Annotated in this window: 13 protein-coding genes and 1 pseudogene; 11 read left to right on the top strand and 3 right to left on the bottom strand. The window is 42.3% G+C overall.

Going from position 1 to position 13,407, the window contains the following annotated elements:
• Positions 1-39: 39 nt before the first annotated feature.
• Positions 40-769, bottom strand: a pseudogene (locus tag MHH63_RS14980) (SDR family oxidoreductase).
• Between the two features lie 165 nt (positions 770-934).
• Between MHH63_RS14980 and MHH63_RS14975 the strand changes: the two are divergent.
• The 7 genes from MHH63_RS14975 to MHH63_RS14945 all read left to right on the top strand — a co-directional run bounded on the left by MHH63_RS14975 (position 935) and on the right by MHH63_RS14945 (position 6,634).
• Positions 935-1,273 (top strand): winged helix-turn-helix transcriptional regulator, encoded by a 339-nt coding sequence (locus tag MHH63_RS14975; protein WP_076126032.1) that lies wholly within the window; start codon positions 935-937, stop codon positions 1,271-1,273.
• Positions 1,274-1,300: 27 nt separating this feature from the next.
• On the top strand, positions 1,301-1,753 hold the full coding sequence (locus MHH63_RS14970) for a hypothetical protein (RefSeq protein ID WP_081386290.1): 453 nt from the start codon (positions 1,301-1,303) through the stop codon (positions 1,751-1,753).
• Between the two features lie 220 nt (positions 1,754-1,973).
• Positions 1,974-2,990 carry an ABC transporter substrate-binding protein gene (locus tag MHH63_RS14965; RefSeq protein WP_076280775.1) on the top strand — a complete coding sequence of 339 codons (1,017 nt, stop codon included), beginning with the start codon at positions 1,974-1,976 and terminating at the stop codon, positions 2,988-2,990.
• Between the two features lie 22 nt (positions 2,991-3,012).
• The gene (locus MHH63_RS14960; RefSeq protein ID WP_445321767.1) at positions 3,013-4,020 is read left to right on the top strand and encodes a FecCD family ABC transporter permease; all 1,008 of its coding nucleotides are present in this window, start codon (positions 3,013-3,015) and stop codon (positions 4,018-4,020) included.
• A 25-nt stretch (positions 4,021-4,045) separates the two neighbouring features.
• Positions 4,046-5,050, top strand: coding sequence for a FecCD family ABC transporter permease (locus MHH63_RS14955; protein ID WP_076126226.1), 1,005 nt, complete (start codon positions 4,046-4,048; stop codon positions 5,048-5,050).
• A 19-nt stretch (positions 5,051-5,069) separates the two neighbouring features.
• A complete protein-coding gene (locus tag MHH63_RS14950) occupies positions 5,070-5,870 on the top strand; it encodes an alpha/beta hydrolase (RefSeq protein WP_076306318.1) in 801 nt (266 codons plus the stop codon).
• Between the two features lie 11 nt (positions 5,871-5,881).
• Positions 5,882-6,634, top strand: a complete 753-nt coding sequence (locus tag MHH63_RS14945) for an alpha/beta hydrolase (protein ID WP_341171733.1) — start codon at positions 5,882-5,884, stop codon at positions 6,632-6,634.
• A gap of 63 nt (positions 6,635-6,697) precedes the next feature.
• Here the strand turns inward: MHH63_RS14945 and MHH63_RS14940 are convergent, their stop codons facing one another.
• Together MHH63_RS14940 and MHH63_RS14935 are read right to left on the bottom strand one after the other, a co-directional pair.
• Positions 6,698-7,234, bottom strand: coding sequence for an SRPBCC domain-containing protein (locus MHH63_RS14940; RefSeq protein WP_341171732.1), 537 nt, complete (start codon positions 7,232-7,234; stop codon positions 6,698-6,700).
• Between the two features lie 51 nt (positions 7,235-7,285).
• Positions 7,286-7,618, bottom strand: a complete 333-nt coding sequence (locus MHH63_RS14935) for an ArsR/SmtB family transcription factor (RefSeq protein ID WP_076126043.1) — start codon at positions 7,616-7,618, stop codon at positions 7,286-7,288.
• A 345-nt stretch (positions 7,619-7,963) separates the two neighbouring features.
• Here MHH63_RS14935 and MHH63_RS14930 point away from each other — a divergent pair, with 345 nt between their 5' ends.
• The 4 genes from MHH63_RS14930 (at position 7,964) to MHH63_RS14915 (ending at position 13,404) form a co-directional block, all read left to right on the top strand.
• The gene (locus MHH63_RS14930; RefSeq protein ID WP_232061321.1) at positions 7,964-8,602 is read left to right on the top strand and encodes a universal stress protein; all 639 of its coding nucleotides are present in this window, start codon (positions 7,964-7,966) and stop codon (positions 8,600-8,602) included.
• A gap of 127 nt (positions 8,603-8,729) precedes the next feature.
• The gene (locus tag MHH63_RS14925; RefSeq protein ID WP_076306367.1) at positions 8,730-11,594 is read left to right on the top strand and encodes a Na+/H+ antiporter subunit A; all 2,865 of its coding nucleotides are present in this window, start codon (positions 8,730-8,732) and stop codon (positions 11,592-11,594) included.
• Complete coding sequence (locus MHH63_RS14920) at positions 11,594-11,929, top strand: Na(+)/H(+) antiporter subunit C (RefSeq protein ID WP_036686402.1); 336 nt, start codon at positions 11,594-11,596, stop codon at positions 11,927-11,929. The genes MHH63_RS14925 and MHH63_RS14920 overlap by 1 nt, the downstream gene beginning before the upstream one ends.
• On the top strand, positions 11,926-13,404 hold the full coding sequence (locus MHH63_RS14915; protein WP_076183579.1) for a Na+/H+ antiporter subunit D: 1,479 nt from the start codon (positions 11,926-11,928) through the stop codon (positions 13,402-13,404). Before MHH63_RS14920 ends, MHH63_RS14915 begins: the two co-directional genes overlap by 4 nt.
• Positions 13,405-13,407: the final 3 nt, after the last annotated feature.

Here is a 13,407-nt window from a genome sequence, read left to right as displayed (position 1 = left end):
CAATAAGTAGCGTTTCCAACTTATTGACTCAGCTGTTTTTTATCGCAAAATATATCCCCCATCCGGAAATAAAGTACTTCCTGTTGTATAGCTATTGGTCATCAAATAAATCGTTGTATGCGCTGCTTCGTCGGCATGACCCACCCTGCCAAGGATATTGATATTCGTATATTCGTCGTAAGCCTTGTCTCTAGTTTCCTGTTCTGCGCCTTCCCAATTAAAGTTGGTATGAATGGTTCCAGGGGAGATGACAATTTACCCGAATCGGAGCCAATTCTACTGCTAATGCTTTTCCCAGACTTTCAATCGCGCCGTTACAAGCTGCATAGGAGGCACCGTCTGCAAGTGGACGCTGGCTGAATGCGCCGGACATAAGAACAATGGAGCCTGTTGGGTTGATAAAAGGGATGGCATGCTTTACAGCATTATATTGCGGCCAGAACTTTGCATTAAAGCAACTGTGTGCAATCTCCAAGCTAGAAGTAATCGGTCCTCTAACATAGGAGGCTCCCGGAGTGAACAAATGGTCAAAAACGCCGATTTTTTCAAAGAAATCCTTCAAGTCCTGTTCATTTTGATTATCTAGTGAATGAATTTCAACAGAATCGAATCCCAGAAGGTGTTGAGCTTTCTCTAATTTATCTTGTGAACGCCCAGCGATTATGACAGCTGCGCCTTGTTCAACCGCTTGTTTGGCAGTCGCAAGCCCTATTCCGGAGCTTCCTCCGATAATGACGATGCGCTGGTTTTTTAATGAAATAGTGGACATATTTATCTTCTCCGTTCATAGTTAATTGGACTTATTAAGTTCTGTTTTTTATTATTAGCTATAAAATATAACCTGCACAGTACGCACTTTTTTCGTACTAGGTACGATTTTTCGTACTAGCTGGTTCGAACATACAGTTATATAACTATCGAAAGAGGGGATCGCATGGATTTGCTGGAGCCGAGATTAACCGGGGTTCTTACAACACTTGAAAAGATCGGTGGAAAGTGGAAGCCGCTCATTTTATTTATTTTATTGATAGATGGCACAAAACGATTTGGTGAACTTAGACGGATTATCCCAGATGTCTCCCAAGGTACGTTAGCTAAACAATTACGGGAGCTTGAAGAGGATCAGCTTATCGACCGGGTGAGTTATCATGAGCTTCCACTCAGGGTGGAATATAGTATTTCAGAACATGGCAAATCGCTAATTACAGTTTTGGATAGCATGTGTGGCTGGGGTAGGATGCATAAAGAATATTTGAATAATACAAGTAAGTAGAGGGGGTACATTATTATTCATACTATTTTGCAGGAACCAACGGGTCAGACCTACAAGACGCTGGTACAGGTAGCTATGGAAGTATGTGATGAATTTATTCTAGTAAAGCGTGATCAGATGGAGTTGGAGCCAGAAGGATATGAACTGCTTGAACAGCTGCAACCTTTTCTCAAAAAGGTCATAAAAGATGACTATTGGCCGGGGACTCGGCTTATGGGGCATTATGCAGATGTTTATTTTTTTGATTGTTCACCTGAAGCGGTCAATATTCTTTTATCCTATTCCACCAGCTTGTACTCGTGGGTACAGACCAGGCTGCCTGATGATCTTTGTTTTCTAAAACAGGGACAACCGTGGCTAATCAATACAGCCCATGAGAGAGAAAGCAATTTGATCACTGATGTGGATGAGGAACTTAATAGACTAGAGGCGTGCGGATTGTTGTTCCGTGACTTATCTGAGTTTTATAATGCTGATTAAAAAAATGGACTCATATTTATAGTGCAGAAGAACCCGCAGTTGGTGCGGGTTCTTCTGCATGTTCACTAATAATTCAACGCAACTGTTAAATTACAAGATTTCATATAATCTAAGAAAAGTATTGATAATTATTCTCATATGATTTAATATGATAACGATTCTCATTATCATTACTTTAGTTTGAAGAATGATAAATAAAATATAGATGGGGAGATTGATTATGAATCAGAAAAAATATTTATTAGCTGGGGTATCAGCAGTATTAGCTTTGAGTTTGGCAGCTTGCGGTAACAATGAAAAGGATAAGACAGCTTCAGAAAAAAGCACAAATAATGCTGCAGTAGCAACAGAAGGAACTGCAAATAACAAAGGAAATGCGGCTCAGGAGGCTGTTGCCACTGAACAAACCGTTACATATTTGGGCAAGGATTATGTCGTGCCTGCAGAGATTAATAATATTGTAGCAGCAAGTCTCGAATCTATGGAAGATGCTGCCATACTGGGAGTGAAACCTGTAGGTGTACTTGCAATAGCTGATGCCATTCCAGGTTATCTGTCAACTGACCTAGCGGGTGCATCCTTAGTGGGGGATAAATTTGCTCCAAGTAATGAAGCGATTCTGCAACTGGATCCAGATGTTATCTTAGGGTCTTCCAAGTTTGGGGAAGATGTGGCCGGCGCACTTAATAAAATTCAAACGATGATTCCTTATTCACATATTTCAACAAACTGGAAAGATAACTTGCTCTTATTAGGTCAATTATCCGGTAAGACCACAGATGCAGAAAAAATTATTAGTGATTATGAATCTAAAGCTGCGGGTGCAAAGGCTGAAATTGGAGAAAAGCTGAAAGATCAATCCATTCTAGTCATTCGCATTCGTCAGGGCAGTATGTGTGTGTATCCTGCTGGCGTTTATTTGAATCCGGTTATTTATGAAGATCTGGGTGCTGCCATTCCTGAGGTGATCTCCTCTACAGAAGCACAAGCAGAGCTTTCATTAGAAGCTTTGGCGGATATTAATCCGGACTATATTTTCTTGCAGTTTGAGACTAGTGAGAATACTGATAATGCAACAGCACTTGATGATTTGCTCAAGAATCCGATCTTCAAAAGCGTAACTGCTGTCAAAAATAATCATGTGTTTGTAAATGCAATTGATCCGTTGGCACAAGGTGGAACGGCTTGGTCTAAAGTAAGATTCCTGGATGCGGCAATTGAAAACCTGTTGAAGTAAAACCGAAGGTGCGATGAATAAGATGAATACAAAAAATTGGAAAGTTATATTGATCCTATCAACTTCTCCATTATTCATCGTATTAGCAATTGTTGTATCCGTCTTATATGGTGTTAAAGATATTGGAATATTGACAATATGGCAGGCGATTACACACTTCGATGCTAATAATGTGGACCACAACATTATTATGACATCTAGATTTCCGCGTGTAATCGCCGCTTTATTAGTTGGAGCGGCTCTGGCTGTTTCAGGGGCGTTAATGCAGGGGGTTACACGTAACTATCTTGCATCACCATCGATTATGGGAGTAAATGACGGATCGGCATTTGTTATTACGTTGGCTATGGTGTTTTATCCGGGATTATCGAATGTTCAGATGATTATTTTATCTATGGTGGGTTCAGCCATCGGAGCAGGTTTGGTTTTCGGATTTGGTTCATTGGTTAAAAACGGTTTATCACCAGTCAGGTTAGCTATTATTGGGACTGTAATTGGTACTTTTTTAAGTAGTATCGCCTCAGCAGTAGCGATGTTTTTTCAAGTCTCACAAAATGTTAGCGTTTGGTATAGCTCGAAAATACATACCGTTAATCCAGATATGCTAATATTATCAGTTCCTTTTATAATCGTTGGACTGCTCTTGGCGGTTAGTATTTCTAAGTCAGTAATGGTTGCTTCCCTGGGGGATGAAACCGCGATTAGCTTGGGTCAACGAACAAAATGGGTGAAAATTGTCAGTATTATTTCGGTTATATGTCTGACCGGGACAGCAGTAGCTTTAGTCGGCAAGATAGCCTTTGTGGGTCTAATCATTCCTCATATTACACGGTTTATCGTAGGTATAGACTATCGCTTTATCATTCCTTGCTCAGTGGTGATTGGAGCTGTTTTTTTAGCGTTTTGCGATGTCTTAAGCCGTTATATTAACTTTCCGTTTGAGACGCCAATTGGTGTTGTAACAGCCTTTATTGGCATCCCTTTCTTCCTTTATTTAATTCGGGTTAAAGGGGGAGAGCAGCGTGGATAGAAGTAAAGTACAGTTTAGCCGCTATATGCTGACACTATTAGTTTTTATCCTGTTAACCCTTGTGGCCGGATATTTTCATCTTACGAATGGCGTGTTTGATATGTCTGTAATGGATGTGATAAAAACACTGCTGCGAATAGATCCTAATGCTAAATTTGACCTGGTTATTTTTCAGTTTCGGTTACCACGGATCATTATTGCCTCATTAGTAGGAATAGGTCTGGGGATAGCGGGAACTGTCATTCAAGGGATTACCCGTAACGGGCTGGCTGATCCAGGTATCCTTGGGATAAATGCAGGCGCAGGAGCTGCCATCGTTGCGTTTATGTTTTTCTTTCAGATGTCGGGAGTTACTTTTTTTAAAGAAAGCTGGTTCTCGATACTAGCCATGCCGCTGTTTGGTTTTGTAGGTGGGCTTGCCGCAGTTGTCATTATCTTTATTTTTTCATGGCGGAATGGTGCACTCGATATGCAACGCTTGATTTTGACAGGGATCGCGATTAGCAGTGGTTTTGGTGCGTTGTCGTTGTATATCTCTCTGAAAATGAATGCAAGTGATTATGAGATGGCTGCGGTTTGGAGTGTCGGAAGTATTTACAGCGCGAACTGGACTTATATCATTATGATCGCACCTTGGGTGCTTATTTTAGGATTTATAATGTATCGAAAAAGCTATTTACTCAATTATTTTCAATTGGAGGATTCCAGTACAAAGAGCTTAGGGATCTCTGTAGAAAAAGAAAAGCTGATCTTTCTGTTATGCAGTGTGGGGATCGTAAGTGTTTGTGTATCTGTATCCGGTTCTATAAGTTTTATAGGCTTGATGGCTCCTCATATCGCCAGAAGATTAGTAGGGATTAATCACCGCTATATTATGTTATCCAGTGCAGTGGTCGGGATGTTTTTGCTGGTGATCTCTGATTATTTTGCCAAAACAATATTTCAGCCGGCAGAGTTACCCGTGGGTATAGTCGTTTCGATTATTGGAATTCCTTATTTCTTATATTTATTAGCAAAGTCAAGAGTGTAGGGGAGAGTGTACAGAAAAAATGACAACACAAGTAGAGCTCGAACACACAGAATCATGGAAACTTGAATCTCAGTATATGGGTTACACGTACGATATAAAGGTTTCTCTTCCCAGAGAAGCAGCACCAGAAAAGGGCTTCCCCGTGTATTACATGCTCGATGGTAATTCATATTTTCAATTGGGTCGGGATGTTGTGAAATTGCAGTCAAGAAATGCCCCGAAAACTTTTATTGCACCAGCAATTGTGATTGGCATTGGACATTATGGTTCAGATGAAGAGGTCTCTAAAAGAAGATTTTATGATTTCACACCTCCAGCGAAGCAGTATGTATATCCGGATCGATTGAAAAATGCTGACATAGGTCCACATGGTGGGGCTGAGAATTTTTTGGCTTTTTTAGAATTAGAGTTAATGCCAGCAATCAACAAGAAATATAATGTGGATCAGCATAAACAAGCCTTGTTTGGTCACTCTCTCAGTGGTCTATTTGTCCTCTGGACGTTATTCACTCGTACGAAGCTATTCCAGTATTATTTGGCCTCTAGTCCATCCATTTGGTGGAATGATCATGAAATCCTGACGTATGCGGAGCAGTTCTATAGCAAGGGTCAAGAGTTGACGGCCGATAAACAAAAGTTATTGATTACCGTTGGAAGTGAAGAATCGTTTATGGTCGATGACGCAGCAATATTATTTTCAAAATTGAATGAGTATGCTTTGCCTAATTTAGAGGTTGAGCACTATGTCGCACCCAATGAAAATCACGCTTCTGTAGTACCAACGATTATGAGTAGAGCGTTTCGAGTGCTGAACTGTTAAGGAGTGGGGATATGACGCAAATAAGGGCAGGCGAGCTTGTGCTTTTTGAACATATGGATCGTCAGATTACCGTGTATTTACCGAAAGAATATCATCTATTTCCGGAGCGGATGTTCCCAGCGGTTTTCTTACAGGATGGAGATTTTTTGTTCAAAGAGGCGATTACAGTTATAGAGAAAGATGTGGAAGAGGGAGTAACAGAACCGGTTATTTTTATAGGGATTGATTCTCAGTTGCGGAATGATGAATATACACCTTGGGAAATGCCTGCTCTTTTTAAGGATTGGTCCTTTGGGGGCAAGGGCGATGATTATTTGAATTATGTCTATCAGGATCTTGTACCCTATATCAAAAGCTCCTATCGCATCTCCAACGAGCCGGAGAAATTGGCTTTGGGTGGTGTTTCACTAGGTGGATTAATAAGTCTGTACGCGATGTACAAGACTGAAGCTACTGTTGGGAATTTTATATTGATATCTGCGTCTGTATGGTTTAAAGATTTCATTCATTTCATGGAGACATCAAGACTAGATAGGGAATGCAGAATTTATATGTATGTTGGTGAGCAGGAAGGGATCCACAAGACAAATGCCCAGAAGGACATGGTGCCTAACAGCAAACGTGCTTATGATATTTTAAAAGAGAAGATTGATGGAGCGGATCAGCGAGTGAAGTTTGAGACGGATCCGCTGGGCACGCATAATGACACGTTTTTCCTGCAATATTTTCCGAATAGTATCAGGTTCTTATTTCCAGCAAAATAAACATAATAGGACGAGCAGGAGAGAGTATCCTTGCGTCGTCCTATTTATCGTGTGATAGCTGCTCTAGTTATTCTTCTGTAAATTCTCAAGATGGGCGTCCAAATTATCGAAGGTTTGGGAAATCCCCTCTAACATCCCCATATCAATCACTTGTTGCAAGGCTTCCGGAGAAGTGTATTTACCGGTATTCACCAGCTTCGTTTGACCCTCCAGGTCGATAAAATCTAGCTGGACAAGCGTTTCAGGCAAATCTTTTGAAATATTACCCTCTGCATCTGAGAATCCATCTGTATAAATGACTTGTTCTGGGACTGTAATTTCCTTATACAACGCCTTGCCCCAAGACTCCATTCCGTAGAAATCCCCTTGATTCTTATCCACGCACTTCATGCAATAATGCCAAGTACCCCCTGGACGGAAATCGACATTACATACGGGAAGCGTCCAACCTTTTGGACCCCACCAGTGCTTCAAATGCTCTGCCTCAGAAAAAGCCTTGAATACTAGCTCACGTGGAGCTTGGAATTCGCGCTCTAATACTAATGTGTTGCCATCAACAACTTTGGATACCACTTGGTTGGACGGGTTAGAATTTGTCATGGGATAGATCCTCCTCAAATTTGTTTACTTCCTGCCAATTTCGACCTGAGGCTATGATTTATTATTGTTTTCATTGCTCTGTAGCTTTTGTAAATAATCATCCAGTCGATCGTATCGTTCTTCCCATATATGGCGGTAGGAGTCTAACCAATCGTCTATTTCCTTAAATGGATCAGGACGGAGCTTGCAAATGCGCTTGTTAGCTACAGCTTGAACTTCAATTAAGCCCGCTTCACTTAGGACGCGCAAATGCTTGGACGCTTGAGGCTGCCGTAGCTGAAGACTTTCTGCAATCTCCCCAACGGTTAGAGGATTCTCGCGTAATAGTTCAACGATCTGCATGCGGTGGGGTTCAGCTAAGGCACTCATAACGTTAGTATTCATAAACAAGGATCACTTCGATTCATTAAATTCATTCGTATCTCTATTATGACATACTGTGGTTGAGCGGCTCTATAGCGCCTCCTTTTTGGTATTTCCTGTTTGTGATGATAATATACCATGGAGGGAATATTCCTGTAAAGGAATATATAATAACCATTGTATGACAACTGCAAGAGAAGGGCATGATACAAGCATTAAAAAGAAATATGTTCCATGATAACCAACAAACTTTACAAAAAACATAGGAATAGATATAATTAAGTATAACTTATCGGGTTTTAGAATTACGCAAGGGGCCTAACGCCAGTGGGCTCCTTTTGTATTTCTTGGCCATGTTACAGGAGGGTGAAGGTCATACACAATGAAAAGATTATGGTTTGTGTTCATTATGGTCCGCATGGGGAGCGTTTAATCCGGCGTGGTGTCCAACTATCTGAAATTATAGGGGCGCCATTGTTTGTATTAAATGTCGATAGTTCGGATATTGATGAATATAATCAGAGCAAAGAAATGTATATGACGGTCTGGAAACGTCTTGCCGATGAAGCTGGCGCAGAGTTTATCATTCGGAAACGTGAAGGCCGAAAAACAACAGATATTATTGTAGAAGTTGCTGAAGAGAATGAGGTCACACAGATCGTCATTGGACAATCTGCTCAAACTCGGTGGCAGGAGCTTACCAAACGTAATTTCATCAATGAACTCATTGGTAAAATGAAAATGATGGATCTGCATGTCGTGGCTGTGCAGCGGATGCGTGCAGGGCTGGAAGAAACCCATGAGGAAGGCGTTATCGCTTACCTGGTCAAAAACGGGGCTGAGTACCAGCTCAGTGATGAACCTCAGGGAGAGTATTCGCTTAAGGGAAAGTTCTTTCACGAACTACACACAGAATTTGAGAACGGTTTATTCAGAATTGAGCAAGAAGATGGAAAGGCTAGATATCTGCATATTTGTGATGGCACATTGACCGATTCTTTATAATCGGGCTTGCCCTTATCAACATTGGGGCCTTGTATAAAAGGCCCTACCAATCATATGATCTTTGGCTTTTGGTAAAAAAGTAAGTACTAAAGTTCACAACTTGATAAGCTCAAGTGGAAAAGGAGGACTGCCTTTGCTGCATGTAATCATACTTGTTCCGTTTCTAATGGCCTTAGTAATCGCACTTTTGTCCAAGAGAGCACCCAACCTTCATAGAGGATGGCTTGTTTTCCCTGGTTCACTCGTTTTGTTTGTTTATTTCTTAACCCGGATTCCCGTTATTAAAGGTGGGGATTTGGGATATGAAACCATTTCATGGATTCCTTCACTAGGAATTGATTTGGTTTTCCATCTGGATGGATTAAGTTTGTTGTTTGCTTTGCTAATCACTGGGATGGGTAGTCTTGTAATTATCTATTCAATTTATTATCTGGACCGGCGAAAAGAAGCGTTAACCCCTTTTTATATTTATCTAATGTTGTTTATGGGGGCGATGCTTGGCGTTGTGCTCTCGGATAACTTGATGGTGTTATATGGCTTTTGGGAATTAACAAGTGTTTCGTCATTTCTGTTAATTGCCTTTTGGCATCGGCGGCAAAAATCGCGGTATGGTGCGCTCAAATCTATGTTGATTACCGTATTTGGTGGTTTAGCGATGTTTGCCGGCTTTTTAATGCTTTATGTAATGACAGGCACCTTTAGTATCCGGGAAATTTGGAGTGAGGTTGGCGATATTAGCGGGCATGCTTTATTTATTCCGGCGATGCTACTAATTCTCTTAGGCGCCTTCACCAAATCAGCTCAGTTCCCGTTTCATATCTGGCTGCCGGATGCCATGGAGGCACCGACACCCGTCAGCGCCTATCTGCACTCGGCAACGATGGTTAAAGCTGGATTGTATCTTGTCGCCCGTTTCAGCCCTGTTTTTGCGGGGCAATATGAGTGGTTCTGGGTTGTGTCAGGCGTCGGTTTGATCACCTTGATTTATGGCTCCATCCAGGCGATGAAGCAGACGGACCTGAAGGCTCTATTAGCCTATTCAACGATTAGTCAACTTGGACTGATTATGGGATTGCTGGGAATGGGATCGGCAGCGGCATTTTATGTAGGGGAAGATTCAGTCTTTTACACTGCTGCAACAACAGCGGCTATCTTTCACCTTATTAACCATGCCATCTTTAAAGGCTCTTTGTTTATGATGGTCGGTATAGTTGACCATGAGACGGGTACCCGCGACCTGCGAAAGCTGGGCGGACTGATTTCCATTATGCCGGTTACCTTTACGGTAGCGATGATCGGCAGTTTCTCGATGGCTGGTTTGCCGCCATTTTCCGGGTTTTTAAGTAAAGAGATGTTTTTTACGGCTGTTCTGAATATCCGAAACCTGGATATATTGTCTATTCCCTCGTTGTTTACGCTCTTCCCGGTTTTGGCCTGGATTGCCAGCGTGTTTACTTTTGCATACAGTATGATTTTGGTTTTCCACACCTTTTTCGGAAAATATCAGCCTGAGAAGCTGGACAAAAAACCGCATGAAGCCCCATTTGGACTTCTGCTTGCCCCGTGCCTGCTAGCAGTGCTGTCTATATTTATCGGTTTTTTCCCGAATATATTATCCAAAACACTTATTATCCCTGCAATGAATGCTATTCACCCTATCTTGCAGACCGGAGAACCCTTTGTTGTGAATATTCATTTCTGGCACGGCTTTACACCAGAAATATGGATGACACTTGGTGTTGTGATTCTTGGTATTATTGTATACCGAATCTATGGCCGCTGGAGTCTGGTCGATAAAGAATGGGGCAGTGGCTACACTTTAAATCAAGTCTATGACGGAGTAATCCGGCTGGTCGAGAAATCGTCTAGGGCGTTGACTGGCACCTATATGACAGGTTCCATGCGCCATTACTTGATGTATATCTTCGCTTTCCTGATCGTAGCCATTGGTGGAGCCGTATGGTATACCGATGGAATAACGCTTGGGACAACTGAATATGCTCCGTTTTCTTTGTTTGAAGTTATTATTGTTATGGTTATGCTTGTGGGCGCTTTGGCTATCCCCTTTGTTCGTTCCAGAATCACAGCCATTTTGTTAACAGGAATGGTTGGTTATATGGTTACTTTACTCTTTGTTCTGTTCCGGGCACCTGATCTGGCGCTTACCCAGATGATTGTCGAAGTAGTATCCGTTACATTGTTCCTGCTATGTTTTCGGCATTTGCCTAAGCTGGAGAAAGAGCCGCTCAAACTTCGGTCCCGCTTGCCTAAGCTAATTATTTCCATCGGGATGGGAATAACTATGACATTGGTTGCACTTGCTGCTTTAGGCAGTAGTCCGTTCGAATCCATCTCGAAATATTATGTGGAGAATAGCTATACCTTGGGTGGCGGTAAAAATATTGTTAATGTTCTGCTCGTTGATTTCCGCGGCTTTGATACCATGTTTGAAATTACAGTGCTTGGCCTTGCCTCACTTGCTATTTATTCCATGATCAAACTGCAGCTGGATACGGATGGAACTATTGCCCCACTGAAGCGGGCTGTGAAGGATAATAAACCACGTTCTTCTGTAAGTGATGATGTGTTACTACAAGCGGTAGCTAAAGTAGCCTTCGTTATGATATTAATATTTTCGCTTTATCTGTTTTTCGCCGGACATAATAATCCGGGAGGCGGATTTATTGGAGCATTGATGGCATCAGCCGCATTGGTACTGCTCGCCATTACTTTTGGGATTGATATGGTTGAGAAGGTATTGCCTATCGACTATCGTAAGTTAATCGCGGTTGGGGTATCTGTAGCTTTTCTTACAGGAATAGGTTCGTTTTTATTCGATGTACCTTTTCTGAGCCAAGCGTTTGGCTATTTCCAACTGCCACTTATGGGCAAAACAGAACTGACCACAGCAATGTTCTTTGATCTCGGTGTTTTCTTAGCTGTTATTGGTGTCACTATGAATATCATATTTACGATCGGGAGGGATAGCTAATGGAGCTTATTATTGCCCTGGCGATCGGTGTACTGTTTTCCGTAGGTGTTTATCTAGTTCTTTCCAAAAGCTTGCTGCGCATCCTTCTGGGAACCACTTTAATAACGCACGGCGTTCATTTGTTGTTACTGACAATGTCTGGCCTCAAGACAGGTGCTGCACCATTGCTGGGTGAGGAAGCGGAAGCTTATGTCGATCCTTTGCCGCAGGCGCTCATTTTGACCTCTATTGTAATTAGCTTTGGAGTAACAGCTTTTTTTATTGTTTTGGCATACCGGACTTACCGCTCGACGGGTACCGATGATGTGGAAGGAACCAAGGAGGAGAGACGATGAACAACTTGTTAGTGCTGCCTCTGCTGATTCCGGCCATTACGGCAGTAATACTCATTTTTCTGAAAGAACGAGTACGTCTGCAACGAATCATAAGTGCCGTGAGTGTGTTTTTAAATATCTTTGTTGCAGGATTCATTGTGTATCAGGTAAATACAAACGGTATCCAGACCTTATATATGGGGGGATGGCGTCCACCTTATGGCATTGTGTTTGTTGCCGATATGTTTTCGGCATTGCTCGTGTTGACTGCGGCCATTGTTGGCGCGGCTTGTCTGTTTTTTTCCTTCGCTAGCATTGGGGAAGACAGGGAACGGTTTTATTACTATCCGTTTTTCCATTTTTTATTAACCGGGGTATTTGGCTCTTTCCTCACCGGGGACCTGTTTAACTTGTTTGTCTGCTTTGAGGTGCTGTTAGTTGCCTCTTACGCTTTGATCGTACTTGGTGGGTCCAAGGGTCAACTGCGAGAGACATTAAAGTATGTATTAATTAATGTGATTTCCTCTTCCTTGTTTGTGGCGACGATTGCTTATTTATATGCCGCGACAGGAACACTGAATATGGCGCATCTATCTATGCGTGTAGCAGAGGCGGGACAAGGCGGTGTAATGAACGTCATTGCGGTTCTGCTGCTAATTGTATTTTCGATTAAGGCAGGTTTACTGCTCTTTTTCTGGCTTCCCGATTCTTATAGTGCACCGCCATTGGCTGTTAGAGCCCTGTTTGGGGCTTTGCTAACCAAGGTCGGATTGTATGCAATTACTCGTACCTTTACTTTGATTTTTATTCAAGAACCGGGACTTACCCATACATTGATTGCCTGGATGGCGGGGGCGACGATGATACTTGGGGCAATCGGGGCATTGGCATACAACGATTTGGGCCGAATATTTAATTATAATATCATCATCAGTGTAGGATTTATTGCTTTTGGGATCTCTGTTGCGACTCAGGATTCGTTAAATGGTGTAGTGTTTTATTTAATGCATGACATGGTTGCCAAAGCATTATTATTCTTCCTGGGTGGGATGATTATCTCAGCTTCAGGCACTGACCGCTTAAAAGAAATGGGTGGTTTAATCCGACGTTATCCGTGGACCGGCTGGATGTTTTTTGTACTGACTTTGGCATTGGTTGGTGTTCCACCCCTTAGTGGTTTCGCTGGAAAAGTGATGATGGTGCGGAGTGGATTTGGCGAGAATCACGTGGCTCTGGCGCTGATTGCACTTGCATCCAGCTTCGTAGTGTTATATTCCTTGATCAAGGTATTCCAGCAAGTGTTCTGGGGTGGCGAGAAAAGGGAAGAACAAGTCAAACCGCTTCATTATAAAGCTATGATGGCACCGGCAGCTGTTCTGTTCGCGATTGTAATTCTGATGGGTGTGGGTGCGGAGACGGTAAACGGACTTGTCAGCCAAGCCGGAGCTGTACTGGCTGATCCAGCACTATACATTAACGCTGTCATGAAGGAGTGATAC

This window comes from Paenibacillus sp. FSL H3-0310 (assembly GCF_038002785.1).
Lineage (GTDB): Bacteria > Bacillota > Bacilli > Paenibacillales > Paenibacillaceae > Paenibacillus_AQ > Paenibacillus_AQ odorifer.
This window is presented reverse-complemented; position numbering and strand designations above follow the sequence as displayed.